Origin of the sequence: Mycobacterium syngnathidarum (assembly GCF_001942625.1) — a bacterium.
GTDB lineage: Bacteria > Actinomycetota > Actinomycetes > Mycobacteriales > Mycobacteriaceae > Mycobacterium > Mycobacterium syngnathidarum.
The window spans coordinates 170066-194803 of record NZ_MLCL01000062.1 but is presented as its reverse complement, the minus strand read 5'-3'; the positions used below and the strand labels follow the sequence as shown (position 1 = coordinate 194803).

At 66.4% G+C, this 24738-nt stretch carries 27 protein-coding genes, 1 tRNA gene and 2 pseudogenes; 18 read left to right on the top strand and 12 right to left on the bottom strand.

Features of this window, described 5'->3' with window-relative positions; genetic code table 11:
- Window positions 1-21 precede the first annotated feature (21 nt).
- From BKG60_RS16550 to BKG60_RS16530, 5 genes are all read left to right on the top strand, one after another.
- Window positions 22-675 carry a GNAT family N-acetyltransferase gene (locus BKG60_RS16550; protein ID WP_070944542.1) on the top strand — a complete coding sequence of 218 codons (654 nt, stop codon included), beginning with the start codon at window positions 22-24 and terminating at the stop codon, window positions 673-675.
- Window positions 676-913: 238 nt separating this feature from the next.
- Complete coding sequence (gene sepX, locus BKG60_RS16545) at window positions 914-2098, top strand: divisome protein SepX/GlpR (protein ID WP_070944543.1); 1185 nt, start codon at window positions 914-916, stop codon at window positions 2096-2098.
- Between the two features lie 55 nt (window positions 2099-2153).
- Window positions 2154-2226 (top strand) — tRNA-Ala (locus tag BKG60_RS16540).
- A 263-nt stretch (window positions 2227-2489) separates the two neighbouring features.
- A complete protein-coding gene (locus BKG60_RS16535; RefSeq protein ID WP_070944544.1) occupies window positions 2490-3743 on the top strand; it encodes a cytochrome P450 in 1254 nt (417 codons plus the stop codon).
- On the top strand, window positions 3736-4416 hold the full coding sequence (locus tag BKG60_RS16530; protein WP_070944545.1) for a TetR/AcrR family transcriptional regulator: 681 nt from the start codon (window positions 3736-3738) through the stop codon (window positions 4414-4416). Before BKG60_RS16535 ends, BKG60_RS16530 begins: the two co-directional genes overlap by 8 nt.
- A gap of 70 nt (window positions 4417-4486) precedes the next feature.
- Here the strand turns inward: BKG60_RS16530 and BKG60_RS16525 are convergent, their stop codons facing one another.
- Genes BKG60_RS16525 through BKG60_RS16515 form a run of 3 tightly spaced genes read right to left on the bottom strand, consistent with a single transcriptional unit; the run spans window position 4487 to window position 7424 of the window.
- Entirely contained in the window at window positions 4487-5941 is a 1455-nt protein-coding gene (locus BKG60_RS16525) for a cytochrome P450 (protein WP_070944546.1), read from the bottom strand.
- The gene (locus BKG60_RS16520; RefSeq protein ID WP_070944547.1) at window positions 5938-6747 is read right to left on the bottom strand and encodes an SDR family NAD(P)-dependent oxidoreductase; all 810 of its coding nucleotides are present in this window, start codon (window positions 6745-6747) and stop codon (window positions 5938-5940) included. The genes BKG60_RS16525 and BKG60_RS16520 overlap by 4 nt, the downstream gene beginning before the upstream one ends.
- On the bottom strand, window positions 6744-7424 hold the full coding sequence (locus BKG60_RS16515; RefSeq protein ID WP_070944548.1) for a hypothetical protein: 681 nt from the start codon (window positions 7422-7424) through the stop codon (window positions 6744-6746). Before BKG60_RS16515 ends, BKG60_RS16520 begins: the two co-directional genes overlap by 4 nt.
- A 70-nt stretch (window positions 7425-7494) precedes the next feature.
- Here BKG60_RS16515 and BKG60_RS16510 point away from each other — a divergent pair, with 70 nt between their 5' ends.
- The gene (locus tag BKG60_RS16510; protein WP_374243765.1) at window positions 7495-8154 is read left to right on the top strand and encodes a TetR/AcrR family transcriptional regulator; all 660 of its coding nucleotides are present in this window, start codon (window positions 7495-7497) and stop codon (window positions 8152-8154) included.
- Between the two features lie 132 nt (window positions 8155-8286).
- On the opposite strand, the pseudogene BKG60_RS32785 reads toward BKG60_RS16510, so the two are convergent.
- A pseudogene (locus tag BKG60_RS32785) lies at window positions 8287-8403 on the bottom strand (alpha/beta hydrolase); the annotation flags it as partial.
- 36 nt (window positions 8404-8439) lie between these two features.
- Window positions 8440-9381, bottom strand: a complete 942-nt coding sequence (locus BKG60_RS16505; RefSeq protein WP_070944549.1) for an SDR family oxidoreductase — start codon at window positions 9379-9381, stop codon at window positions 8440-8442.
- Window positions 9382-9468: 87 nt separating this feature from the next.
- Between BKG60_RS16505 and BKG60_RS16500 the strand changes: the two genes are divergently transcribed.
- Window positions 9469-10305: a helix-turn-helix transcriptional regulator gene (locus tag BKG60_RS16500; protein ID WP_448459941.1), complete on the top strand. Its 837-nt coding sequence runs from the start codon at window positions 9469-9471 to the stop codon at window positions 10303-10305.
- Window positions 10306-10353: 48 nt separating this feature from the next.
- Window positions 10354-10962 carry a TetR/AcrR family transcriptional regulator gene (locus BKG60_RS16495; RefSeq protein WP_070944550.1) on the top strand — a complete coding sequence of 203 codons (609 nt, stop codon included), beginning with the start codon at window positions 10354-10356 and terminating at the stop codon, window positions 10960-10962.
- Here the strand turns inward: BKG60_RS16495 and BKG60_RS16490 are convergent.
- Window positions 10956-11768, bottom strand: a complete 813-nt coding sequence (locus BKG60_RS16490; protein WP_070944551.1) for an enoyl-CoA hydratase/isomerase family protein — start codon at window positions 11766-11768, stop codon at window positions 10956-10958. The genes BKG60_RS16495 and BKG60_RS16490 overlap by 7 nt on opposite strands.
- A 144-nt stretch (window positions 11769-11912) precedes the next feature.
- On the opposite strand from BKG60_RS16490, the pseudogene BKG60_RS31480 reads away from it, so the two are divergent.
- From BKG60_RS31480 to BKG60_RS16455, 6 genes and pseudogenes are all read left to right on the top strand, one after another.
- A pseudogene (locus tag BKG60_RS31480) lies at window positions 11913-12287 on the top strand (SDR family oxidoreductase); the annotation flags it as partial.
- 199 nt (window positions 12288-12486) lie between these two features.
- Window positions 12487-12702 carry a hypothetical protein gene (locus BKG60_RS16475; protein ID WP_070944553.1) on the top strand — a complete coding sequence of 72 codons (216 nt, stop codon included), beginning with the start codon at window positions 12487-12489 and terminating at the stop codon, window positions 12700-12702.
- Entirely contained in the window at window positions 12699-13253 is a 555-nt protein-coding gene (locus BKG60_RS16470) for a hypothetical protein (RefSeq protein WP_070944554.1), read from the top strand. Before BKG60_RS16475 ends, BKG60_RS16470 begins: the two co-directional genes overlap by 4 nt.
- An 80-nt stretch (window positions 13254-13333) precedes the next feature.
- Window positions 13334-14101, top strand: coding sequence for a molybdate ABC transporter substrate-binding protein (gene modA / locus BKG60_RS16465; protein ID WP_070944555.1), 768 nt, complete (start codon window positions 13334-13336; stop codon window positions 14099-14101).
- 32 nt (window positions 14102-14133) lie between these two features.
- Entirely contained in the window at window positions 14134-15135 is a 1002-nt protein-coding gene (locus tag BKG60_RS16460) for a GNAT family N-acetyltransferase (RefSeq protein ID WP_070944556.1), read from the top strand.
- On the top strand, window positions 15132-15998 hold the full coding sequence (locus tag BKG60_RS16455) for a shikimate 5-dehydrogenase (RefSeq protein ID WP_083339229.1): 867 nt from the start codon (window positions 15132-15134) through the stop codon (window positions 15996-15998). Before BKG60_RS16460 ends, BKG60_RS16455 begins: the two co-directional genes overlap by 4 nt.
- Here BKG60_RS16455 and lpqN read toward each other — a convergent pair.
- The gene (lpqN, locus tag BKG60_RS16450; protein ID WP_070944558.1) at window positions 15988-16689 is read right to left on the bottom strand and encodes an envelope biogenesis lipoprotein LpqN; all 702 of its coding nucleotides are present in this window, start codon (window positions 16687-16689) and stop codon (window positions 15988-15990) included. The genes BKG60_RS16455 and lpqN overlap by 11 nt on opposite strands.
- A gap of 178 nt (window positions 16690-16867) precedes the next feature.
- Between lpqN and BKG60_RS16445 the strand changes: the two genes are divergently transcribed.
- Together BKG60_RS16445 and BKG60_RS16440 are read left to right on the top strand one after the other, a co-directional pair.
- Window positions 16868-17548 carry a DUF5642 family protein gene (locus BKG60_RS16445; RefSeq protein ID WP_070944559.1) on the top strand — a complete coding sequence of 227 codons (681 nt, stop codon included), beginning with the start codon at window positions 16868-16870 and terminating at the stop codon, window positions 17546-17548.
- A gap of 29 nt (window positions 17549-17577) precedes the next feature.
- Complete coding sequence (locus tag BKG60_RS16440) at window positions 17578-18255, top strand: DUF5642 family protein (protein WP_070184844.1); 678 nt, start codon at window positions 17578-17580, stop codon at window positions 18253-18255.
- Between the two features lie 3 nt (window positions 18256-18258).
- On the opposite strand, the gene BKG60_RS16435 is transcribed toward BKG60_RS16440, so the two are convergent.
- Window positions 18259-18855 carry an alpha-ketoglutarate-dependent dioxygenase AlkB gene (locus BKG60_RS16435; RefSeq protein ID WP_070184843.1) on the bottom strand — a complete coding sequence of 199 codons (597 nt, stop codon included), beginning with the start codon at window positions 18853-18855 and terminating at the stop codon, window positions 18259-18261.
- A gap of 34 nt (window positions 18856-18889) precedes the next feature.
- On the bottom strand, window positions 18890-19321 hold the full coding sequence (soxR, locus tag BKG60_RS16430) for a redox-sensitive transcriptional activator SoxR (protein WP_070944560.1): 432 nt from the start codon (window positions 19319-19321) through the stop codon (window positions 18890-18892).
- A gap of 45 nt (window positions 19322-19366) precedes the next feature.
- Here soxR and arcA point away from each other — a divergent pair, with 45 nt between their 5' ends.
- The gene (gene arcA, locus BKG60_RS16425; RefSeq protein ID WP_075909798.1) at window positions 19367-20563 is read left to right on the top strand and encodes an arginine deiminase; all 1197 of its coding nucleotides are present in this window, start codon (window positions 19367-19369) and stop codon (window positions 20561-20563) included.
- 109 nt (window positions 20564-20672) lie between these two features.
- Here arcA and BKG60_RS16420 read toward each other — a convergent pair whose 3' ends face one another.
- The gene (locus BKG60_RS16420) at window positions 20673-22130 is read right to left on the bottom strand and encodes a dolichyl-phosphate-mannose--protein mannosyltransferase (RefSeq protein WP_207549559.1); all 1458 of its coding nucleotides are present in this window, start codon (window positions 22128-22130) and stop codon (window positions 20673-20675) included.
- 117 nt (window positions 22131-22247) lie between these two features.
- Here BKG60_RS16420 and rsmI point away from each other — a divergent pair, with 117 nt between their 5' ends.
- Window positions 22248-23090, top strand: a complete 843-nt coding sequence (rsmI, locus tag BKG60_RS16415; protein ID WP_070944563.1) for a 16S rRNA (cytidine(1402)-2'-O)-methyltransferase — start codon at window positions 22248-22250, stop codon at window positions 23088-23090.
- Here the strand turns inward: rsmI and BKG60_RS16410 are convergent.
- Entirely contained in the window at window positions 23080-23451 is a 372-nt protein-coding gene (locus BKG60_RS16410) for a DUF1330 domain-containing protein (protein WP_070944564.1), read from the bottom strand. The genes rsmI and BKG60_RS16410 overlap by 11 nt on opposite strands.
- Window positions 23448-24683, bottom strand: a complete 1236-nt coding sequence (locus BKG60_RS16405) for an aminodeoxychorismate synthase component I (RefSeq protein WP_070944565.1) — start codon at window positions 24681-24683, stop codon at window positions 23448-23450. Before BKG60_RS16405 ends, BKG60_RS16410 begins: the two co-directional genes overlap by 4 nt.
- Window positions 24684-24738 lie beyond the last annotated feature (55 nt).

The following is a 24738-nucleotide window of genomic DNA, read 5'->3' as shown; positions in this document are numbered from 1 at the left end:
TCTGACGAATCGATCACGCGGATGAGCCTGTTTCGCTCCGGCGCTTTTCACCCGGGTTGGCCCGGCCCGGTCGGGCCGTTGCGGGTACCGGCCGGGGTGGTGCGGCTACGTCCGGTGCGGCTGCGCGATGCCGCGGTGTGGAGCCGCACACGACTGGCCGACCAGGCTCACCTGGAGCCGTGGGAGCCGGTGAGCGGCGTGGATTGGCATGTCCGCCATGCTGTTTCGTCGTGGCCGGCGATCTGCTCGGGGCTGCGCAGCGAGGCGCGCCGCGGTCGGATGCTGCCCTATGTGATCGAACTCGACGGGCAGTTCGCCGGCCAGCTGACGATCGGCAACGTCACGCACGGCGCGCTGCGCTCGGCCTGGATCGGCTACTGGGTGGCCAGCGGCAAGACCGGCGGCGGGGTGGCGACCGGGGCGCTGGCCCTGGGGCTCGACCACTGTTTCAACGGGGTGCAGCTGCATCGGGTGGAAGCCACGGTGCGTCCCGAGAACGCGGCGAGCCGGGCGGTGTTGGCGCGGGTGGGATTCCGCGAGGAGGGGCTGTTGCGCCGTTACCTCGAGGTGGATGGGGCCTGGCGAGACCATCTACTGGTGGCTGTCACGTCGGAAGAGCTCAGTCATTCGGCGGCCCAAGCGCTGGTGTCGGCCGGCCGGGCCAGTTGGTGCTGATTCGGCTGACCGTGTGTGCGGCGCGCCGTGCCGCGACCGCGCTCGCGGCTGCGATTTCGCCGGATCCGCAGCCCTGGAAGCAATCTCAGCGAAGTACCCCTCGTCGGCTGTTACCAATGTGACTTATGTGACTGTTGGTGCTTGTATCGATCGAATTACAGGTGTGTAATTGTGTCGGCGCGCCACTCATGGATGCGCTGGTCACAGACCTAGCCTGAAGGGGAAAGGAGCAGGCGTCATGCCAAGCATCCCCCAGTCACTGCTGTGGATTTCCCTCGTCGTCCTCTGGCTCTTCGTTTTGGTTCCGATGTTGATCAGCAAGCGCGACTCGGTCCGTCGTACCAGTGACGTTGCCCTGGCGACTCGAGTGCTCAACAGCGGCCGCAACGCGCAACGCTTACGACGCGGCCCTGCCGCGGGGCACCACAGCGATCCGCACTGGCAGCCCAGTGTCGACCACCTCGACGAGGATCTCGATGAGGACCTCCGGGACGACGAGGCGCCCGCCGAAGTGCGGGTGCAGCGCACCGTCGTGGTGGCCGCGGCCAGTGTCGAGACCCCCGAACCCGACTACCTCGACGTCGACATCGTCGACGAGGATTCCGGCGCACTGCCCGTCGGCGCCATGGCGGAGGCGGCCGAACCTGAGGAAGTCGGCGAGCCCGAACTCGAATTGGAGTTCGAGACCGAAGCTGAGGCCGAGGCCGAAGCGGAGCCTGAGCCTGCACCCGAGCCGGTCGAGGTGGAGCAGCCCCTCGCCGACGTCGACTCTGCCGAAGCGGAGGCCCAAACCGAGCGCATCTCACTGCATCTCGACGAGGCCGAGGATGATGCCGCGGACTCCGCGGATGTCGCGGCAAACGATGCCGAAGAGATCGCCGACGAGTACGAATACATCGATGACTCGTCGGGCCTGGAGCCCGAGGCCGAAGACGAGCCGGTTGAGGAAGAACGGGCCGAGGCGCCCGTCGCGTCGTTGAGCGCGACCCGGCAGCGTCGGTTCGAATCCAAGAAGGCCGCGGAGATCAGTGCCCGCAAGTTCCGGTTCCGCAAGCGCGTGCTCGCGGTGCTGGCCGTCACGCTGCTGTTCTCGGCGGGTGCGGCCTTCCTGGTCACGCCGTCGGCCTGGTGGGTGTGTGGCGGTGCCGCCACGGTCACCGTGCTGTACCTGGCCTACCTGCGCCGCCAGACGCGGATCGAGGAGCAGTTGCGGCGTCGTCGTGCGCAACGGATGGCCCGGTCCCGGCTGGGCGTGGAGAACACCGACGATCACAAGCTCGACGTCGTGCCGGCCCGGCTACGCAGGCCTGGCGCGGTGGTTCTCGACATCGACGACGAGGATCCGATCTTCGAGCACCTGGCGTACTCGTCCTACTCATCGGTGTCGCGCGAATACGACCTACCGCGTGCTTCGGGCCAGTAGAGCGGCCGGTTTCCGGTTCTGGGCCGGCGGCTGGTAGCCTTTCGTTCCGGTATCAGGGGCTATAGCGCAGTTGGTAGCGCGTCTCGTTCGCATCGAGAAGGTCAGGGGTTCGATTCCCCTTAGCTCCACTCTCAAAAGGCAGATCAGGCAACTGATCTGCCTTTTTGCTATCTGGCCTCCATGCCTGGTCCCAACTGTTCGCTTTCGCTGAGTGGGCTGCGAGCGCGGGTTTAGACATATTTTCTTTGTCTGTATGACCTGGGCGGGGCGTCTCGTGCGTTCAACTGGACTGCATCGCTCATATCTTGACGATGGAACGTCAGTGGTCATACGCTTCGAGAAATTATGTCGGATGGGACCTCCGGTCGGCCGAGGAGAAGGACGGGTAACGATGAACCTGAACAGCGCCGCTCCCAACGTCTTCGAAGCCGGGCTCCCCACGTTCACGTACAGCCTGACTGCCACGCCGCACGACATCCTCGACGATGTCCGACGGGCGCAAGCGCGAGCACCTATCGCCATCGGGCCCCTCGGCCCCGAAATCCTGTCCTACGAGCTGGCTCGCGACATCCTGCGCGACAACCGATTCCGCTTGCCGCCCGGCATCACCGTGGCGGCGCAGGGCATCACATCGGGCCCGCTGTTCGACAAGATGATGAGCAGTCTGCTGGGCCTGGACGGTGCACCCCATGTTCGGTTGCGCAAGCTGGTCTCCAAGGCGTTCACTCCCCGCGCGACGTCACGACTCCAGGACACCATCCACGAGGTGATCAACGACCTGATTGACCAGGTGATCGACGCGGGACGGTGCGACGTCGTGACCGACATCGCCCGCCCCTATCCCACCCCGATCATGTGCGCGCTGCTCGGCGCACCTCGCGAGGATTGGCCGTTGTTCGCGGATTGGACGGAGGAGGTCTTCAAAGCCCTCAACTTTCAGCCCGATGTCAACTTCGACGAGTCCGCGATCATGCGCGCCTGGGGTGAACTCGACGCCTACGTCGACGGCATGGTCGCCGCCCGCCGCGACAACCTCACCGACGACCTGCTGTCGGAGCTCATCCGCGCTGAAAGCGATGGTGACCGGCTGAATCTCGACGAACTCCGCATGCTGGTGGCCGGCTTCTTGATGGCGGGAACGGATACCACGCGAAACCAGCTGGCGGCATCGGTTCAGGTGCTCTGCGAGCATCCGGATCAATGGGCAAAGCTGCGTGACCATCCTGAGCTTGCGATGCAGGCGGTCGAGGAGAGCATGCGTCACTCACCCGCGGCCTGCATCGTGCCGCGAGCTGCCGTCGAAGATGTCGAGTTCGGTGGCCATCTGTTCCCCGCCGGAACCTTCGTGCTCGCGAACACCTTTGCGGCCAATCGAGATCCAGCCATCTATGCCGATGCTGATCGCTTCGACGTTGCGCGCACGGACGCTCCCGCAATTCTGACGTTCGGCGGTGGCGCGCATTACTGCCTGGGGGCCAACCTTGCACGCCGGGAACTGGCGGAGGCACTCACGGTCCTCACCCGCCGCCTCCCCGCCCCGCATCGCGCCGGTCCGGCGCCGTGGAAATCCCTGCTGGGAATGACCGGTCCGACAACGCTTCCCATCGAGTTCAGCAGCGAAAGGCTGGTGACGGCGGATGCGTAGTCGTGGCTGGGCGGGTTCGACGCCCGCGTCGGACGAAGAAGCCATATCGCGCATCCTGACTGCGGTGGACGAGGAGATCGCCGAACACGGACCGGCGATACGGCTCGCCGAGGTCGCCCGCAGGCTCGGGGTCACCCGTCAGACCGTCTACCGATATTTTCCCAACGCCGACGCGCTGCTCATCGCCAGCGCGATGCGTGCCGTCAACGGATTCATCGACCAGGTTGCCGACCATGTCAGCGGCCTCAACGATCCGATCGTCGCAGTGGTTGAAAGCGTTTCATTCGGCGCCGAGAACCTCGCCGGTGATCCGCAACTGGAAACCTTGCTGACGCGGCAAGACAACGGCGAGGCTCTCACCTCGCTGACCTCGGATACGGCAATCGCTTTCTGCTTGTCCGTTTTTCATCGCCTCGATGTCGATTGGAAGCTGCACGGCTTCGACGACACCGCACTGCGCGAACTCGCCGAGATGACGTTGCGCACCGTGCAGTCCATGCTGACCGATCCTGGACCGGCACCGCGCACCGGGCTCGCGCTGCGCAGTTTCATCAGTCGTTGGCTGGGCCCGGCAATCCTCTATCCGAGGCTGACGTCACTGTCGATCCACGGACTGGCGTCAGACGATGTTGATCGAGTCAAGCAGGGTGGTCAGCAGTTCCCGGTCTCCTGAAAGGGCGAGGTCGGCCTTACTCCCCAGCCCGTCGGTGAGGCGATGCCGCAGATTTGAGGGGCAGGCCTCGTCATCGATGTTGCGTCAACCCACGCGACCGCAGCGTGATCGGCAGGTCGTCGGCCGGCATCGGTCCGGTGCCCCATGTCAGCTGCGGCTGGTAGTCCTCGGGCACGCTCCATTCGAACCGCCGAAGCATCTGGTGCATGGTGGTCTTGACCGTCATGTCCGCGAACTGCTGTCCGATGCATTTGTGTGCACCGCCGCCGAACGGCGCGAACACGTAGCGGCTCACCGCGGCACGGGATGCTCCATTGTTGACGAAGCGTTCCGGGTTGAATGTGTCGGGGTCGGGCCACCAGTCCGAAAGCCGCATGGAGGCATAGACATTGATGGCCACCTGGGTTTTGCGCGGGACGAAGTGCCCGAGGATCTCGGTATCGCGGACGGTCTGGCGGAAGAGCGCACCCGCGGGCGCATACATGCGCAGGATCTCTTTGAACGCGGCGTCGAGCAGCGGGTAGGCGTCCAGGTCCAGAACCGTGGGTGTGTCGTTGGGCAGGTTGACCGCTTCGTCGCGAAGGGCTTGCTGCCACTGCCGGTTTCGGCCCAACTCGTAGGTGAGCATGGACAGGGCGATCGCGGTGGTGTCGTGGGCGGCCATCAGCAGGAAGATCATGTGGTTGACGATGTCGGCCGGGGTGAATCGAGCACCGCCTTCGTCCTCACTGCGGCACAACATCGAGAACAGATCGGTGCCGTCGCCGCGTTGCCGGTCGGGCACCTGCTCGGCGAAATACCGTTCGAGCCGCTCGCGCGCCCGCAGGCCCCTGGCCCACACCCCGCCCGGTATGTCTGCCCGCACCAGGGCCTGCCCGCCGCGCACCGTGGCGTGGAAATCTGCCGACAGCTGATCGGATTCGGGACCGAGATGGGTGCCGACGAACACCTCCGCGGCCTGTTCGAGCAGCAGGTGCTTGATCGACGGGTAGAACGGAAACCCCTGTGTCGAGGGCCAATTGCCCAGCGTGCGATCGATACTGGGTCGCATGAGGTCCAGGTAACCGTCCAACGCGCTACGGGTGAAGGCCTGCTGCATGATGCGCCGGTGGTCGCGGTGTTCGTCGAAATCCAGCAACATCATTCCGCGGTGGAAGAACGGTCCGATGACCGGTGCCCAGCCGCGAGTGCTGGAGAAGACCTTGTCGCGGTTGACCCACGCGGCTTCCAGGGCGTCGGGGCCCATCAGGCCGACGACGCGGAAGCCGACGCCGCCGGCCCACGAGACCGGCCCAAAGCGCTCGTAGCGCTCTCGGGCGAAGGTGAGGGGATCGGCCAGCGAGCTCAACACATGGCCGAGGAACGGGAAGCCGTAGTTGCCCATCACCGGCTTGAGGTTCGATCCCGCCGGCGGCGGGGCGAGCGGATGCTCACCGCTGGGAAACCGTGAGGTGACGGCGGCTCCCAAGGATTGGAGTCGGTGTTTGTTCACCGGTGAGGTGAGACAGGTGGCCGAGGTCGTCATCGGTTGATCCGATTCAGGTAGTCGCGGCGACGGTCTACGTCGAAATGGCCGGGTGGTTCGTTCCGGGTGGCGAGTCGCTTGAACAGCTGCATCACCGGCTCGGGCGTGGCCTCCTCCAGTAACCCGAACGGCGACAGCCATTTCGGGACGGTGACTTCGCGTCCGGGGCTCCGTGCGCTGTCGGCGATGACGTTTCCGATCTGCTCGGGCTGGCGGGTGGGAAGCAGGTCGAGCGTGACTCCTGCCGTCAGGTCGGTGTGGACTGCCGTGGGCATGACGGTAGTGACGGTGACATCGGTGTGGGCGATTTCGGCACGGACAGCCCGCGACAACGCCGCCACCGCGTACTTCGTCGCGCAGTACACCGACATTCCGGGAGTGGTCACCTTGGCGGCCATGGAGGCGACGTTCACGATGTGGCCGTGATTGCACTCGAGCATGTCAGGAAGGAATTCGTGCATGCCGTTGACGACACCGGTCAGGTTGACCGCGATCTCACGGTGGTATGCGAGGAGCTTCTGTTCCACGAACGGGCCCATGTGTTGGATGCCGGCGTTGTTCACCAGCATCGCGACCGGACCATCCGCGCAGGCCGCCCGGTGAAACGCTGACACACTCTCTGCGTCGGTGACGTCGAGATAGGTCGCGTTGGCTCCGATCTCGTCCGCAGTGCGGGTGGCCTCGTCGGCGTCGAGGTCGCCTATCCACACCGTTGCGCCCCGCTCGATCAATGCCACCGCAGTGGCGCGGCCGATTCCGCGGGCGCCTCCGGTGACACATGCGACCGCTCCGGCGAGGTCGATCATCGGCCGGTGCTCTCGTCGGTGAACGTGCGCAGCGCGAAGTAGGCGATGAGGCGAACCTCCCCGCTGTGCATTTTTAGCAGGGCACGCCCGAGATAGAGGCCGGGCAGCAGCTCCACGACTTCGTCGCGGGTCCGTTTGATCGGGAACGTGCGAACGCTCGGGTTTCGAAACTCAGCCGGGCTGTAGTCCAGCGCACGCACTTTGATGTACGGCGGGATGGCCGCCGTGTCGATGCGGTGGGTGAATTCGAATCCCACCATCTCGGATCCGGCCCGGCGGAGTCCGCGATACAGGGGTGCGATGACCCGCATCGCGTACTTGGCCAACGGGGCAAGACGGTTGAAACCCGTGTCTGTGTTGAATGTCTTTCCGCGCCAGGTCGGGTCGATCTTCAGCAGCGGATTGGCCAGGTACGCCTCGGGGATGCCGAACAGGTTGCCGACGATCAGCCCTTCCAGGGCGCCGTGTGGCCCTTCGGGTGCCTGCCCGCGTTCGAAGAGTGCGGCGAGTTGATCGCGGCGCCCGGCCTTGCCGAGGTCCTGCAGGTATTCCCAGCCCTGGTGGCGCGCCAGCACCGGTGAGGTCAGTGACAACTCGAGTAGGTCGTCCAACACCGACACCTTGGCCGGGTCCGATGTGTCGTTGGCGCCTTGCGCCTGAGTTTCTGCGGTGGCCATGGGCACCTCTCTCGAATCTGGTACGGAATCGTGCCTAATATCTGGTACAGAACCGTGCCAGAATGCACGCGTGGTGTCAACGACCAATCGCGCGTACGGCGGTCAATCGGCGGACGACCGCCGGCGGCAGCGGCGCGAACGGCTGCTCGATGCGGCGCTTGAGGTGATGGCGCGCAACGAGTGGCGCGGTGCGACGGTCGATAAGCTTTGCACCGCCGCCAATCTCAACAAGCGCTACTTCTACGAGAGCTTCACCGATCTCGATGCACTGGCAGCTGCGGTCGTCGACGATCTCGCCGAAGGCTTGCGGAGCGTGACGGTAGCGGCTGCGGACGCCGCCGTGGACCAGCCGTTGGAGGCCCAGGCGTTGGCGAGTGTGGCGGCCGCAGTCCGGTCATTGGTTGACGACCCCCGACGCGCACGTGTCCTGCTGGGCGGCGTCGGGGCGTCGCCAGAGCTCGATACTCATCGCACCACCGTCATGCACCGGCTCACCGACGTGCTCATCGATCACGGTCGCACTGTGCACGGCGTCGAGTTGGAGACCGATCCGCTGGCGAAGGTGGCGCCCGCGTTCATCGTCGGCGGGACAGCCGACGCCATCTTGGAATACGTGAACCGCGGCGTCGACCTGTCCCTCGACGATTTCATCGCGCAACTTGCAACCCTTTGGGTGATCACCGGTAGCGGGGCGGCGCAGGTGGCTCGCGCCCGGATGTCGCAGACCTAGCCGGATGGTCATCTGGACACTGTGACGAACGTGCAGCCTGTCGTGATGTGGCGGGCACATCATCACAGAAGCCGACATGCTCGTCACAGTGCGCTGGAAAGAACCCGCAGTGGTTCCGGCGCGGCCGGAAGATCACTTCACGTATTTGTCGAACCACTCGATCGGAATCTCGGGGTGGACGCCGAAGTAGTTGTAACCGTCGAATCTCCGGTCGGTTCCGGTGATCCAGTGCAGGTCCTTCTCGCCGACGCGCGTTGAGCATCATGGCCAGCTGGACTGCGCCTACTACTCCGACGCGAAAGTAGCGCCGGTGAGCTTCTCCGAAACCGTCCACAGACGCGCGGCGCCCTCGTTGTCGCGCAGCGGCTTCCAGAGTTTCTGTTCACCGGGAGGGCCGCCGACGTGCCCTGGCCATTGGGGCCCGTAAAACGCGCCGTCCCTGGCCTGGGCGGAGGTTGCCGCCATCAGTGCGGGCTGTTTCGCGCTGTCCACGGTGCCCACGAGGAGGCCGCGCGCGGAGAACCAGCGGATCAGACGTACACCGACGGTGTCCTTGGCCCGGCCCACTTCCGGACGCGCCGCCAGCAGGTTGGTCGGGGCGACGCCAGGATGGGAGATATTGCTGGTGATTCCCCAACCCGCCGCGGCGCTGCGACGGCTGAGCTCAAGTCCGAACAACCCGACCGCGATCTTGGACTGCCGGTAAGCCGCCATGCCGTCGTAGGAGTGCTCCCAGTTCAGGTCATCCCAGTTGATGGTGCCGCTGCGCGCGGCCACGCTGGTCTGCGACGTCACCCGTGCCCGGCCGGCCCGCAGCAGGGGCAGCAGATGGGCCGTGAGCGCGAAGTGGCCCAGGTGGTTCGTGCCGAACTGCAATTCGAACCCGTCGGCTGTGGTCTGCCGATCCGGCGGGGTCATCACCCCGGCGTTGTTGACGAGTACGTGGATCGCAGCGCCCTCGGCGCACAGCTTCTGGCCGAGCGCTGCCACCGACGCCAGGGAGGACAGGTCGAGCTGCTCCAGTGTCAGCTTCGCGTCCGGATGCTGTTCGCGGATCTTGGCGGCGGCCACCTCGCCCTTGCGGGCATTGCGGACCGGCATGACCACGTCAGCGCCCGCTCCGGCCAGCCTCGTCGCGATACCGAGGCCGATACCGTCGCTCGCGCCGGTCACCACCGCACGTTTTCCAGACAGGTCGTCGATCGTGAGGTTGTCATCGTGTGGCATGTGCTCAAGATTGCCCACCCGACCCTGCCGTATCCACGGCCTGTCGATCCCTGGCTGAGCGATCCGGCCCGGGAGAAAATGGCGGGCGTGATCGATCGAGCCGGGCTGGCGGAATTCCTCGTCCGCCGTCGCGGGGCCTTACAGCCCGAGGACGTCGGGCTCCCGCGCGGACAACGCCGGCGAACGAGAGGGCTGCGGCGCGAGGAAGTCGCCGTGCTGTGCCACATGTCGACGGACTACTACTCGCGTCTGGAGCGGGAACGCGGCCCGCAGCCTTCGGAGCAGATGATCGCCTCGATCGCGCAAGGACTGCATTTGTCACTTGACGAGCGCGACCACCTCTTCCGCCTTGCCGGGCATCAACCGCCCGTGCGCGGGTCGAGCAGTGGCCACATCAGCCCCGGCATGCTGCGAATCTTCGACCGGCTCACCGACACCCCGGCCGAGATCGTCAGCGAGTTGGGGGAGACCCTGCGCCAGACTCCGCTCGGCGTGGCCCTCGTGGGCGATCTGCGCCGGTACACCGGCCCGGCACGCAGCATCGGGTACCGCTGGTTCACCGATCCGTCGGTGCGCGACCTCTATCCGCGCGAGGACCACGAGTTCTACTCGCGCATGTACGTTTCCGGGCTTCGTGGAGTGCTCGCTCTACGTGGGCCGGGGTCCAAGGCCGCTCGATTCGCCGAACTGCTCACCGCCCAAAGCGAAGAGTTCAGGCTTCTGTGGGACCGGCACGAGGTCGGAATCAGACCGCGGGACACGAAGCGTTATCAGCACCCTGAGGTCGGGAGCCTGGAGCTCAACTGCCAGGTCCTGCTGGACCCCGATCAATCTCACTCGCTGCTGGTCTACACCGCGGTACCGGGCAGCGAGAGCTACGAGAAGCTGCAGCTGCTCTCGGTGATCGGTGCGCCATCGTTCTGAATCGTCCATGCGGTCGAATAGTCGACCGCACCTCGTTAGGATGGGTGCGTGGTCGATCAGCCCGCGGGCGTCAGTCGCGTGGCGCGCCGTCGTGACCGGCGTAAGGCCGAGATCGTCCAGACGGCCACCCGCATCCTGACCGAGTCCGGCTATCAGGGGATGAGCCTCGAAGAGGTCGCCGAGCAGACCGACATCGCCAAGGCCACGCTCTACCACTACTTTTCGTCGAAGGACGTGCTGGTGGCCGCAGCGTTGGAGACTCTCACCCGGCAAGTCCTGCAGCGGCTGACCGCGCGCGAGGAGGCCCTGGGAGACGTCGGCCCGCGTGAGCACCTCGCGACCCTGATCGACGAACAGATCCGCATCCTCACCGAAACCGCGCCTGAAGTGGCCACGTTGTTCTCCTGGCCCCGCGGCTGGCCCGAGGCCTTCGACGAGCCGATCAAGGACATGCGGCGCCGCCACGACGCGGTGTTCCGCAGGGTGGTGAAACGCGGCGTCGCCGCAGGCGAATTCACCTGTCCTGACATCAATGTCGCGTTGCAGTGCCTGCACGGCATCCTCAACCAGTCCTCGGTATGGATCGGGCCGGGTATGCACGGTCGCGCCGAGTTGCGTGGTGCGATTGTCGACCGTGCGTTGTGCCTGTTCTACTGATCTTTCTCCGGCTGCGCCGACGGGAAGTGTGGCGTGCGCTTTTCGCGCAGCGCGGTGTAGCCCTCCATCACGTCGGGTCCCAGGAAGGTCAACATCTCGTAGGCCGCGGACTGGTCGAAGATCGGCCCCGCAGTGCGCAGCCAGTTGTTGAGCGCACGCTTGGTCAGTCGGACCGCCTGTTGGGCGCTGGTGGCCAGATTGTCGGCGATTCGCAATGCCTCATCCAGAACCTCCTCGCGCGGAAGGGCTTTGGCGACCATCCCGATCCGCTCGGCTTCGACACCGTCGATCATCTCGCCGGTCATCAAGTAATACTTGGCCTTGGCCGTTCCGGCCAGCAGTGGCCAGATGATGGCGGCATGGTCGCCGGCGGCCACACCGAGCTTGACGTGTCCGTCGCCGATCCGGGCGTCCTCGGCAATGATCGCGATGTCGGCCAGTAGGGCGGCAACCGCCCCTGCCCCGACCGCGACGCCGTTGATCGCGGACACGATCGGCTTGTCGCAGTTGATCATGTTGTAGACCAGGTCGCTCATCTCGGTGAGCATGTGTGAGACCCGGTCGTAGTCGCCCGCCATGCGTTCCACCATGGCCAGGTCACCGCCCGCGCTGAAAGCCTTGCCGGCACCGGTGATCACCGCGACCCGGGTCTGCGGGTCGGCCGCGACGTCCTTCCAGATGTTGGCGAGCTCGGTGTGCATGCCCTCGTCGGCGGCGTTGTACTTCTCCGGCCGGTTCAGCGTGATCAGGAGGACGCCGTTGTCCCGCCGGGTCAGCGTCAGCTGCTGGTAGTCAGCGAAATCCATGGGGGAGTGTCCCTCCTGTCGGGCACATAACTGTTCAACCGAACCTATGAGTGTTCGACCATTGAGTCAATTATCGACCGAGTGGTTGAAATCAGATCTGTCCGTGTGTGGTAACACGCCGAGACATTCACCCACGCCCTACTCGAAATGATCCCCACCGATGGCGATATGGCAAAGATCGCCGGCATTGCCAGCGATGCGGTGCGAGTGCGCAGTCCGGGAGAGGCGGTCTACGTCGGCACCAACGGTGGCTTGATCGCCTTGATCAGGTCGCTCCCGCGTGAGGTGGCCGGCCATCAGATCAACGTCAACCGGGTTTGCCCTGGACCGGCCGACACCTCGCTGTCCGATTCGCTTCCGGCCAAGGTGCGCGACGGGCCGATCTGAGTCATCCCGGCCCGTCGGGACGCGGATCCTGACGAGGTCGCCAAAGCGGTGCTGTTCTCGGCCTCTGACGGTGCCAGCTTCATTACTGGCCAAGTCCTCAGTCTCAGTGAGTGCTTGAGGACGGCCGGTTGATGGCCGCCAGGTGGCCGGACGGCGACAAACCCGCTCTTGGTCGGCGCCAGTTCGCAATGGCATACTTGCTCAGCCCCTGGGCTCAACCCAGCCAATTCCGTTAGCCTTGGGGAACAGATTGGCCAGTTGGGGGATTGCTATGGCAAACGATCTGAGAGTGGACCCGGGGGCGCTTCGAGCGGGGGCCACTAGCAGCGAGGTGATCGCTGCCGAATTGGGGGTGCCACCCGCGCGCCCGGACGCCGGGAGCTACCCGAGCAGCACCGGTGTCGCGGCGATGGACGACGCGGTGATTACCGCGCGGGCCTCTCAGTCGGGTCGCGTCAGAACGCAGGCGGGATACCTGTCGGCGGCCGCACATCGATACGGCGCGGTCGATGAACAACACGCCGGAGGTCTGGCGGAGTTGATGTGAATGACGTACCAGCTGCCGGTCCGTTGGGTGGAGCGCTGACTCGCTCTCAGTTGGAGAGTTGGGACACAACGTATCTCGCGGACGCTGCCGCGCGCTGGCGGCAGTTGGCGGCCGAGTCCGAGGAATTGTTCGAGTGGCATCGGCAGAACGTGTGTGCACCCGGCGGGGCGGAATGGTCGGGTACCGCCAGTGAAGTCGCCGGCGAGCAGGTCGGTGCCGACGCAGCGGTGGTCCGCAAGCAGGGCGACATTCAGCGTGAAGCCTCCGAGATCGCCGAGAACGGATGCCGTGACATCCGGTTGGCTGTGGGCCAGGTGCTTGAGGCCATCACGGCTGCCGAGGAAGACGGGTTCCGGGTGTCCGAGAACCTCCGGGTGAGCGACACCCGACGCATCGACGTGAGCACAATGGCGGTGCGCTACACGGCGTCTCGCGAGCATGCCGAGGACATCCGCTGGCACTGCGAGCGGCTGATCCAGGCCGAGATCTATCTGGGTCAACGGCTCGAGGGCAAGGCCCTTGAGCTCGCCACCATCCGCTTCTCGGTGTGACCGGGCCGTACCGGCGTCGATACGCTCGCACTCGATCGTGACCGCGGAAACCCGAAGGGACAATCGTGAACCTAGTCCGCATGCTCGCGACGGCGTTCAGTGCCGTGGTCGTGGCCACTGTGATCGCCGGCTGCACCTCGTCCGACGGCACCGGGTCGCCCTCCACCACCGAGGGCGGCTCGATCACGGTGTTCGCCGCGGCCTCGCTGGAATCGGCGTTCACCGAGATCGGCGAGCAATTCGAGACCGACAACCCCGGCAGCTCGGTGGAGTTCTCGTTCGCGGGGTCCTCTGCCCTGGTCACCCAGCTCACTCAGGGCGCCGACGCCGACGTCTTCGCCTCGGCCGACGCCCGGAACATGGACAAGGCGGTGGCCGCGGGCCTCGTCGAGGGTGGCCCGGTCGACTTCGCCACCAACACGTTGACCATCGTCGTCGCACCGGGAAATCCCAAGGGCATCAAGTCCTTCGCCGATCTGGCCACACCGGGCCTCAACGTCGTGGTGTGCGCACCTGTCGTCCCGTGCGGTGGCGCGACCGAGAAGGTCGAGAAGGCCACCGGGGTGACGCTGGACCCGGTGAGTGAGGAGACCTCGGTCACCGACGTGCTGGGCAAGGTGACCAGCGGCCAGGCCGACGCCGGGCTGGTGTACGTCACCGACGCCGCCGGGGCCGGAGACAAGGTCACCAGTGTTGCCGTCCCCGAAGCCGCCCAGGCCGTCAACACCTATCCCATCGCCGTGCTGAAAGAGTCCGGCGACACGCAGTTGGCGCAGCGTTTCGTCGACCTGGTGACCGGTGCTGCGGGCCAAAAAGCACTCGCCAAGGCCGGATTCGCCAAGCCCTGACCGAGCCCGCGGCGGCGCCGTAGCCTGGGATCGTGGCCGATCTGACCGAGATCAGTGCCGACGACCTGGCGGCACTGGAATTCTTCGCCGGATGTCGGCCGTCCGTGCTGGCGCCGCTGACGGCCCTGCTGCGGCCGATGTCGGCAGCGCCCGGGCAGGTACTGATCCGGCAGGGCGATCCGGCCCTGACGTTCATGCTGATCGCCTCCGGGCGAACCCGGGCGGTCCACGCCGGGCCCGACGGGCAGTCCGTGGTGGCGGACCTGGAACCCGGCCTGATCATCGGTGAGATCGCGCTGCTGCGCGATACGGCGCGCACCGCCACGGTGACTGCCCTCGAACCGGTGTCCGGGTGGGTGGGTGACCGTGACGCGTTCGAGGTCATCCTGCATCTGCCGGGCATGTTCGACCGTCTGGTCCGCATCGCCCGCCAGCGGCTGGCCGGGTTCATCACGCCCATCCCGGTGCAGATGCGCAATGGCGACTGGCTCTACCTACGGCCCGTGCTGCCCGGCGACGTCGAGCGCACCTTGAACGGGCCGGTCGAGTTCTCCAGCGAGACGCTCTACCGGCGGTTCCAATCTGTGCGTAAGCCGACCAAGGCGCTGTTGGAGTATCTGTTCGAGGTCGACTATGCGGACCATTTCGTCTGGGTGATGACCGAGGGGGCGCTGGGGCCGGTCGTGGCCGACGCGCGCGTGGTCCGCGAGGGCCACGATGCGACCACGGCGGAGGTGGCGTTCACCGTCGGCGACGATTACCAGGGCCGCGGTATCGGTACCTTCCTGATGGACGCACTGGTGGTGGCGGCGAATTACCTTGGTATTCAACGTTTCACCGCACGGGTGCTCAGCGACAACTACGCCATGAGGCGCATCCTGGACCGGCTTGGGGCGGTGTGGGAGCGTGAAGATCTGGGCGTGGTGCTCACGAACGTCGCGGTGCCCCCTGTCGACACGCTGAGCCTGGAACCCGAATTGGCTGCGAAGATCCGGGATGCGACGCGTCAGGTGATCCGGGCGGTGAGCCAGTGAGTGTGCCTCCGGAGACCGCCCGTGGCCGAAGGCCACCACTGAACAAGGACACGCGGGTGTGCATATCGCTGGCCGCCCGGCCCAGCAACATCGGGACCCGTTTTCACAACTATCTCTATGACGAACTCGGCTTGGATTACCTCTACAAGGCTTTCACCACAACCGATATCGCTGCGGCGATCGGCGGCGTGCGGGCTCTGGGTATCCGCGGCTGCTCGGTATCCATGCCGTTCAAGAAGGACGTCATGGCCCTCGTCGACGAGATCGAACCGTCGGCGCTCGCGATCGACGCGGTCAACACGATCGTCAACGACTTGTCGACCCCCGGCGGCCACCTCGTCGCCTCCAACACCGACTACCTGGCGGTGCAACAACTCGTCGAACGGTTGGATCCGGGTGATGCGGTGCTGATCCGGGGCAGCGGCGGTATGGCCAAGGCGGTCGGGGCAGCCTTGCGGGACAAGGGATTTCTCCGGGGAACCGTTGTCGCGCGCAATGCCGGAGCCGGCCGGGTACTGGCCGAGAGACTCGGCTACGACTATGCGACCGAGGTGGGCACATTGACGGCACCGATCCTGGTCAACGTCACCCCGATCGGTATGGCCGGTGGGCCCGACGAGGACCGCAGCGCCTTCGAGCCGGCCACGATCGAGGCTGCGGCTGCAGTGCTCGATGTGGTGGCCGTGCCCGCCGAGACCCCAATGATCACCGCGGCCAGGGCCGCGGGCCTGCCGGTGATCACCGGCGCCGAGGTGATCGCGCTGCAGGCCGCAGAACAATTCGAGCGCTACACCGGTGTGCGGCCCACGCGTGAGCAAGTGGCCGCCGCGTCGGCCTTCTCGCGTCGGCCGGCTACGGCGTGATGACCGTCTGATCGTCGATGGCCGCGGTCGCGTCCATCAACGGGCCCATCTGTTCCTCGGTGCCATCGGCGTTCAACTGCAGCACGAACAGACCGTCGTCGGCGGGGATCACCACGGTTTTCTGAGCGATCAACCGGGTGGCGCCGTCTTTCACCCAGGTGCCGCCGATCTGATACGCGTCGAATCCGCTGAGTTCGTCGGCCGATCCGTCGCCCTGGTTCTGGTAGCCCGGCATGTTCCTGATCTCGTTCGGGGCGTATTCCAGGATCTTGGCCGGGTCAACGTCGCCGGTCAGCTTGGACATCAGCGCGATGATCGACGGTGGATCCGCGGCGAACGCCGGATCGGTGGACACGATTGCGCCCCAGGCCCATTCGGGTATCGACGAGCCCGCATCCGTCCATCCCTCGGGAATCGGCATGTCAAGGGTGGGTGTGCCCGGATCGCCGCGGTGTACCGGCGTTTCGGTGATGTTGTTGTCGCGGACGTAGTCGACGATCGTGTACTGGTGCCCTGCCGTCGGCGTGTCTGTTTCGGCCGCCGTGGTTTTCGTCGGCTCGGTACTTGTCTGGCTGCTGCCGGTCGGCTCGGTCGCGGTGCCCGACACCGTCTTGCCGCCGCAGCCGGTCAACATGACCCCGAGCGCGACGGCGGCGACGACGAGTCCACCGGCCCTCATTGACGTGCTCATCGGTCTCCCATCGGTTCAAACGCCCGGGTGAGGCGCAACTGAGTGGCACGATAAGCGCTCCGCCGGCCGATAGCTGGAAGAAGGCGCAGTCCGGCGCCGCGACTCTTGCGCAGTGAAATGTTCCGGCCGCTCGGGCGGGGCAGCCTCAGCCGTTGGCCGACTGTGGTATCAAAACGCCGTGCACCCTTTCGCCGTCCCGGCGGTCCTGCTGACGTGCACCCTGGTCTGCGGGGTGGCGTGCGGGCCGCGGCCGGCGCCAGAATCGGTGCGGACATCGTCAGCGTCCCGGACCGCGGGCAGCTCCGTGACGGTCAACCCGGCACGCATCGAACGGGTACGTCAGGACCTGCCGCCCGGCTATGAGGTGGTGTCCATCGCGCCCGAAGCCACCCCGATATCGCTGTGGGGTTTCGGCCGGGACTGGACGGCCGACCCGGAGGAATGCGGGCAGCTGGCGGCCCGCGAAGTCGAGCCGACCCGGGGTTGGTCGGCCTCCGGGCCGGGCGGCATCGTGTACGCGGGCGTATCGAAGCTGGGCCCGGGTGTGCCCGCGGACCGCGATGACCCACCGTGTGAGCAGTGGAGTGTGTCGGGTGGCCATTCTGTCGGCACGGTCACCGCCGTCGCTGCTCCACCGATCGAGGATGCCGAAACCGCCGGCATGTCCACCGCCGTCGCCACGATCGTCGAAGGCGGCACCGAAACCCGATCCCACGCCGACACGTTCACCGCGGATCTCGCCGACGGCTATTACGTGTTCGTCAGCGTGGTCACCGACCCCGGCTCGCCGAATCCTCGGCTCGAGCCCGCGTTCGCCACCGGACTGCTGGTAAAAACTGTTTCGGCGTTACGCGGCTGAGTCGGCGGAGCCGGGTAAGTTGACGTGCGATGTGGAACCGCAACGTGTTACTCGCCTGCGCCGGCGTCCTCGCCTGCGCCACCGGATTGGTCGCTTGCGGTCAATCGGACCAGTCGGATTCCGCCCACGCGGACATCGCCAACGTCGCCAAGGTGCGCTCCACCTTCGGCCCGGAATTCAAGGTGACCGATGTGGCGCCCACCGGGATCGACCCGAAAATGTTGGCGCCGCACAAGATGCCGCCCGGGGTGAAGGTTGACCCTGCCGATTGTGCGAAATTCGCCGAAGGGCAGTCGTTTCCGGAGGGGCTGAAAGGCAACATGGCCGCGACCACGGCCGAAGGCGCGGGCAACCGGTTCATCGTGCTGGCCGTGGAGACCTCCGAACCGGTCCCGGTGAACGACCCCGATGATGCCTGCAAAAAGGTGAAGTTCCTGGGCCCCGCGGTCCGCGGGCAGGTGGACGTGGTCGAGGCCCCGCAGATCGAAGGGGCGCGCACCACCGGGACACACCGCATCGTGCAGACCGTGATGGGCGGCCACGCGCGCACCGGAGAGTTGTACAACTACGTCGCCAGTTTCGACACTTTCATGGTGATCGTCACCGCCAACCCGTTGGTGGAGCCGGGCAAGCCGGTGTCGCGGGTAGATGACAAGCGGGCTCGTGACCTGCTCAGCGCCGCCGTCGCCGATGTAAGAGGCTCGTGAGCTTCAGCGCACGTCGTGCGGACGGAACTGGATGCTGATGCGCGGCCCGACCAGGCTGGTGGTCTTCGGTATCGAATGCTCCCAGGTGCGCTGGCACGATCCGCCCATCACCAACAGATCGCCGTGGCGGTGCTGCAGCCGCAGGGCATGACCGCCACCGCGCGGGCGCAACGCGAAAACCCTTGTCGCCCCGAGCCCGACGATGGCCACCATGGTGTCCTCGGTGCGGCTGCGGCCGATGGTGTCACCGTGCCAGGCGACACTGTCATTGCCGTCGCGGTACAGGCACAGCCCGGCGGTGGTGAACGGTTCTCCGAGCTCACCACCGAAGGTGTCATTGAGTCTGCGTCGGATTTGTTTCAGGCGAGGGTGCGGCACCGGCTCGTTGATCAGGTGGTGAAAGCTGACCAGCCGTGGCACGGCCACCACCCGGTCATACATCTCACGTTCCTCGGATCGCCACGGGATCTCGTCCATCAACTCCTCGAACAGCGAGTCGGCATCGGGCAACCAGCCCGACCGCAGTTCCACCCAGGCGCCGTTGCCGAGTCGACGACGTTCAGCGTGCTCGAACAGTGAGCCTTGCAACGCCAGCTCCATGCGCGCGAGTGTATCGCACAGACGTTCGAGTGCGTTAGAGGCGGGAGGCGCCCGGCCCGCGCTCGGCGAGGACGTCGCCGGGGTTGGTCAGCTGGCAGGTCTTGAGGCTCAGGCAGCCGCAGCCGATGCATCCGGTCAGGTTGTCGCGCAGCCGTTGCAGGTGCAGGATGCGGTCGTCGAGGTCCTGACGCCAACCGGCCGAGAGCCTGGCCCAGTCCTTGCTGGTCGGGATCCGGTCGTCGGGCAGGCTGGACAGTGCCTCGCGGATGCGGGCCAGCGGTATGCCCAGGCGCTGCGACATCCGGATGAAGGCCACGCGGCGCAGTGTCTCGCGCGCGTAGCGCCGCTGGTTTCCTGAGGTGCGGCGACTGGCGATTAAGCCCTCGCGCTCGTAGAAGTGCAGTGCGGACACCGCCACGCCGCTGCGCAGCGACATCTCGCCAGGAGTTAACTCGTGCGTCTCCATACACCTCAACCATAGTTGAGTTAACGTCATGAGGTGGAGACTGCGGTGTTCGGTTCCAACTCTGAGGTCGGCACCCTGCGCGCCGTCATCCTGCACCGGCCCGGCCCGGAGTTGCAGCGGTTGACGCCCCGTAACAACGACGCCCTGCTCTTCGACGGGTTGCCGTGGGTGGCCAAGGCGCAACGTGAGCACGACGCGTTCGCGGATGTGTTGCGTTCCCGTGGCGTGGAGGTGTTGCTCCTGGCCGATCTGCTGACGGAGTCGCTGGCGCACAGTGGGGCCGCGCGAATGCACGGCATCTCGGCCGCCGTCGATGCGCGACGCCTGGGCGTGCCACTGGCCCAAGAACTTTCGTCCTACCTGCGCACCCTACCGCCGGTTGATCTGGCGCACATCCTGATGGCCGGGATGACCTTCAACGAGGTGCCGTTCCACGGAGCCGAACTCTCACTGGTACGCCTCATGCACCACGGCGGTGATTTCGTGATCGAGCCGCTGCCCAATCTGCTGTTCACCCGCGATTCGTCGTTCTGGATCGGCCCGCGCGTGGCCATCACCTCGCTCGCGCTGCCGGCCCGGGTCCGTGAGACCTCGCTGACCGACGTGATCTACGCCCATCATCCACGGTTTCTCGGTGTCCGGCGCGCCTACGAATCCCGTTCGGCGCCCGTCGAAGGTGGAGACGTGCTGCTGCTGGGGCCCGGGGTGGTGGCGGTCGGCGTGGGGGAGCGGACCACGCCGGCCGGAGCAGAGGCGTTGGCGCGCAGCCTGTTCGACGACGACCTGGCCCACACCGTGCTGGCGGTCCCGATCCGGCAGGAGCGCGCGCAGATGCACTTGGACACCGTGTGCACCATGGTCGACGTCGACGCGGTGGTGATGTATCCCAATATCGTGGACTCGTTGTCGGCGTTCACCATTCATCGCACCGAGGCCGGCATCCGGATCGACGACGAGGTGCCTTTCGTGGCGGCGGCTGCCGAGGCGATGGGGATCGAGCAGCTCCGGGTGATCGACACCGGGCTCGATCCGGTCACCGCTGAACGTGAGCAATGGGATGACGGCAACAACACCCTGGCCGTGGCGCCGGGTGTGGTGGTGGCTTATGAGCGCAACTCGGAAACCAATGCCCGGCTGGCTGATTCGGGCATCGAAGTGCTGCCGATCGAGGCCTCGGAGTTGGGTACGGGCCGTGGCGGGCCACGCTGTATGTCCTGCCCGGCGGCACGAGACTTGCTTTAGGGATTCCTTGGCCGGGTGTATCGCCGGTTTCTACTCAAGGGTGGCTGGACTTCGCGAGTCACAGCCCAGCGGTAGAAATCGGCGTCAAGACCAGACGGCCTACCGCCACCTATCTCCAGCTGGGCAACCAGATCTCCAGATTCCAGGTGGACTGTGAAATCGGGATTCCCGTCAAGACCGGGTAGAGCCACGCGAAGTTCGCGATCACCAGCGCCACGTAGAAGCACACCACCAGCAGGCCCAGCGTTCGGCGTTCGGGATTCTGCTTGGGCTGGTACAGGATGTCGCCGAGGATCAGCGCGATCGCCAGCACCAGGAACGGCGCCATCACCGTGGCGTAGAAGAAGTACATCTGCCGGTCGATGTCGAAGAACCAGGGCAGGTAGCCAGCCGAGTAGCCGACCAACACCACGCCGTAGCGCCAGTCCCGGCGCACCACGGCGCGCCACAAGGCCCAGCCGAGCACGGGCACCGCGATGAACCACATCGCCGGAGTGCCCACCAACATCACGGCTTTCACACACGACTGGGTGCCGCAGCCGGCCACATCGTGGTTGTCGATCGCGTAGAGCACGGGACGCAACGACATCGGCCACGTCCACGGCTTGGATTCCCACGGATGGTGGTTGCCGTCGGCGTTGGTCAGCCCGGCATGGAAACGGTAGGCGGCATAGGTGTAGTGCCACAGCGACCGCAGGGCGTCCGGCAGCGGGATGATGCTGTTCTCACCGATCGACTGGCCGACCTCGTGGCGGTCGACGCCGGTTTCGGAGGCGAACCACGGCGCGTACGACGCCAGGTACACCGCGAACGGAATGAACCCGAACACGTATGCGGCCGGCCCGAGGTCGCGGCGCAGCATGCCTCGCCATGGCCCGGGCACGTGGTACTGCTTGCGCGCGATCGCATCGAGCACGAGCGTCATGACGCCGAAGAACGCCACGAAGTACAACCCCGACCACTTGGTGGCACAGGCCAGACCGAGCAGCACGCCCGCACCGAAGCGCCACCATCGCACGCCCAGCCGCGGACCCCACGGCGTCTCGGCGATGCGGCCCTCCATGAACGCGACGTGCATGCGCCGGCGGACGTCGTCGCGATCCACCATCAGACAGGCGAACGCCGCGACCACGAACATCACGAGGAACACGTCCAGCAGCGCCGTGCGGGCCGACACGAAACTGACGCCGTCGGCGATCAGCAACAGCCCGGCGATACCGCCGACGAGGGTGGAGCGGCTGATCCGGCGCGCGATCCGCACCACCAGCAGCACGGTCACCACACCGCACAGCGCCCCGGAGAACCGCCAGCCCAGTCCGTTGTAGCCGAACAACGCCTCGCCGATCGAGATCAGTTGCTTGCCCACCGGCGGATGCACCACGAGGCCGTAGCCCGGATTGTCCTCGACACCGTGGTTGTGCAGCATCTGCCAGGCCTGCGGCGCGTAGTGCTTCTCGTCGAAGACCGGCGTGCCGGCATCGGTCGGCGAACCCAGGTTCAGGAACCGGCTTATCGCTGCCAATGCGGTGATGATGGCCGTCATCAGCCAGCCCTGCAGCCGGTCCATCGGCCCGAAATCGGGGGCCGGGATCAGCGGCGCGGGGCTGATCAACGGGACCGAGCGACCAGCCGTCGGCGATTCGGTGGCGGTGGCGGTCACGCAAGCGATCGTAGGCTGTCGGTCGTGACACCCGGCAAACTACTGATCGGCGCCACGCCGCTGGGCCTGCCCTCCGATGCCTCTGCGCGCCTCATCACGGCACTGCAGACCGCCGACATCATCGCGGCCGAAGACACCCGGCGTGTGCGGGCGCTGGCGCAAGCGCTCGGTGTGCGGCCGGCGGGCCGGATCATGAGCTTCTTCGACCAGAACGAGGCGGGCCGCGTGCCCGGACTGGTGGACGAGATCGCGGCGGGTGCGACGGTGCTCGTGGTCAGCGACGCCGGGATGCCGTTGATCAACGATCCGGGCTACCGCCTGGTGGCGGCCTGCATAGAAGCAGGGTGGCCGATCAGCTGTCTGCCGGGCCCGAGCGCGGTGACGACGGCGCTGGCGGTCTCCGGACTGGCCTCGGACCGGTTCTGTTTCGAGGGCTTCGCGCCGCGTAAGCACGGCGCGCGGCTGGCCTGGCTGCAGACCCTGGCTGCCGAACCGCGCACCACCGTGTTCTTCGAATCCCCGCGCCGGCTGGCCGAGACGCTGCGTGATGCCGTGGACGTGTTGGGTCCGGCGCGACGCGCCGTGGTGTGTCGTGAGCTGACCAAGACCCACGAGGAGATCCGTCGCGGCAGCCTGGCCGAGCTCGCCGAGTGGGCCGCCGACGGCGTGCTGGGGGAGATCACCGTGGTGTTGGCCGGGGGCACCCCGACCGTCGAACTGCCTGCCCTGGTGGCCGAGGTCGAGGAACTGGTGGCCGACGGGGCCCGGGTCAAGGACGCCTGTGCGCAGGTGATCGCGGCGAATCCGGGAGCGCCGTCCCGGCGCGAGCTCTACGACGCCGTGCTGCGGGCCAGACCTACGCGGTGAGCGGCCAGTTGGACGTCGCGATCAGTTCACCACGTTCCAGTGCCGCTGCCCGATGCACGTGGACGGCCGCGTACTCCTCACTGGTCACCATCTCGAGAAACGCGGCGGGCGTCGGATACTCGACGATGAGAATCACGTCCCACCAAGGTTTGGCTTCTTCACCGAGCAGTACCGCAGGCATGGACCCGCCATAGCGGACCTTCGCGCCGGCGCGTTCCAGGAGCGGGGCGACCCCGGCGCCGTACTGCAAATAGCTGTCGAGTCCGTCCGGCTCCTTGAACTTGAGCAGGTTCACCATCTGGACCGGCGCGTCGGCCGGGAAATCATTCAGTGCACCGGAAATATCGGGGAGTTCGGTCATACCTGATTGGCTACCACAGTCGGGGCTCCGACAATGCTTGCGGCCTTGTGCAGACACTCTTCCCATTCCGCGTCGACGTCGGAATCGGCGGTGATGCCGCCACCCACGCCGAGGACCGCCGACCCGTCGGGACCGAACTCAACGGTGCGGATCGCCACGTTGAGCTCGCAGCCCGCCACTGGTGATGCGAAACCGACTGTGCCGCAATAGATACCTCGTCGTGCCGGTTCCCACTGCCGCAGCAGTTGCCGGGCCCGGCGCTTGGGGGTGCCGGTCACCGACGCCGGTGGGAAGGTGGCGTCGAGCAGTGCGCTCGTCGGCACGTGCGCGGGTACCTCGGCGGTGACGGTCGAGACCAGGTGCCAGACTCCGGGCGCCGGATGTACCGCGAGCAGTTCGGGCACCGTCACGCTACCGGTGGTCGCCACTCGTCCCAGATCGTTGCGCACCAGGTCGACGATCATGACGTTCTCGGCGACATCCTTGACCGAGGCCAGCAGGGCGGCGGGATCGGCCGAGGAAGGCAGTGTGCCCTTGATGGGGCTGGAGGTGACCGTGCTGCCCGCCCGGCGCAGGAACAGCTCCGGTGACAGCGAGGCCACCGCGCCCCAGTCCCCGGCCACATACGCCGCGCGCGCCGGCGCGGTCCGGGCCACCGCCTCGGTGAAGAAATCGATCGGTCCTCCGGCGATGCGGCCGGTGAATCTGGTGCACACACAGGCCTGGTACACCTCACCGGCCGCGATGGCCTCCAGGCAGGAGGACACGCCACGGCGATGATCGCCGCGATCGGGGGCTGTCCAACTGAGGCTGTAGGGATGTGGCTCAGTCGGCTGCAGGTTCCGCAACCAGTCGGGAAGTGCTGCGCCACTGAGGCTTTCGAACCACCACAGACCGTCGGCGGCTTGGCGCAGCACGCAGTCCGACCAGCCGCCCGCAGCTACCGGGATGCGCGGGGGAGTGCCGTCGGCGCCGGGGTCCGGGTAGCTGAGATAGCCGAACCAGCCGCCACCCACACACCCCGGCGGTCCCGAGGTGTCCTGGGGCACTTCGAAGCAGGCGTCCGGCGCCGCCGGCGCCACCGACACCGACGGCGCGATCACCGCCCGCGAGCCGAACCAGTCGCCGATCACCGCGGCCGGCGGCGGCTGCCCCGCGGCCCGGGCGGCCGCGGCGACACCGCGCAGCACCGCCGGGGCGTCGCCCAGCGCGCCGAGCCGCTCGATCCGCATGCAGCTAGCTTGCTTCCTCCCGCGAGCAGACGCAAAATCGCACTATTCCAGGCGA

Bases quoted from the DNA above. Each gene is read 5' to 3' on its own strand.
- lpqN (WP_070944558.1), bottom strand. From the start codon at position 16,689: ATGAGCACGTCAATGAGGGCCGGTGGACTCGTCGTCGCCGCCGTCGCG.
- BKG60_RS16530 (WP_070944545.1), top strand. From the start codon at position 3,736: ATGCGTAGTCGTGGCTGGGCGGGTTCGACGCCCGCGTCGGACGAAGAA.
- BKG60_RS16505 (WP_070944549.1), bottom strand. From the start codon at position 9,381: ATGCCACACGATGACAACCTCACGATCGACGACCTGTCTGGAAAACGT.
- BKG60_RS16440 (WP_070184844.1), top strand. From the start codon at position 17,578: ATGTGGAACCGCAACGTGTTACTCGCCTGCGCCGGCGTCCTCGCCTGC.
- BKG60_RS16550 (WP_070944542.1), top strand. From the start codon at position 22: ATGAGCCTGTTTCGCTCCGGCGCTTTTCACCCGGGTTGGCCCGGCCCG.
- BKG60_RS16520 (WP_070944547.1), bottom strand. From the start codon at position 6,747: ATGATCGACCTCGCCGGAGCGGTCGCATGTGTCACCGGAGGCGCCCGC.
- sepX (WP_070944543.1), top strand. From the start codon at position 914: ATGCCAAGCATCCCCCAGTCACTGCTGTGGATTTCCCTCGTCGTCCTC.
- modA (WP_070944555.1), top strand. From the start codon at position 13,334: ATGCTCGCGACGGCGTTCAGTGCCGTGGTCGTGGCCACTGTGATCGCC.
- BKG60_RS16535 (WP_070944544.1), top strand. From the start codon at position 2,490: ATGAACCTGAACAGCGCCGCTCCCAACGTCTTCGAAGCCGGGCTCCCC.
- BKG60_RS16410 (WP_070944564.1), bottom strand. From the start codon at position 23,451: ATGACCGAACTCCCCGATATTTCCGGTGCACTGAATGATTTCCCGGCC.
- BKG60_RS16515 (WP_070944548.1), bottom strand. From the start codon at position 7,424: ATGGCCACCGCAGAAACTCAGGCGCAAGGCGCCAACGACACATCGGAC.
- BKG60_RS16435 (WP_070184843.1), bottom strand. From the start codon at position 18,855: ATGGAGCTGGCGTTGCAAGGCTCACTGTTCGAGCACGCTGAACGTCGT.
- BKG60_RS16420 (WP_207549559.1), bottom strand. From the start codon at position 22,130: ATGGACCGGCTGCAGGGCTGGCTGATGACGGCCATCATCACCGCATTG.
- soxR (WP_070944560.1), bottom strand. From the start codon at position 19,321: ATGGAGACGCACGAGTTAACTCCTGGCGAGATGTCGCTGCGCAGCGGC.
- BKG60_RS16490 (WP_070944551.1), bottom strand. From the start codon at position 11,768: ATGGATTTCGCTGACTACCAGCAGCTGACGCTGACCCGGCGGGACAAC.
- BKG60_RS16525 (WP_070944546.1), bottom strand. From the start codon at position 5,941: ATGACGACCTCGGCCACCTGTCTCACCTCACCGGTGAACAAACACCGA.
- BKG60_RS16405 (WP_070944565.1), bottom strand. From the start codon at position 24,683: ATGCGGATCGAGCGGCTCGGCGCGCTGGGCGACGCCCCGGCGGTGCTG.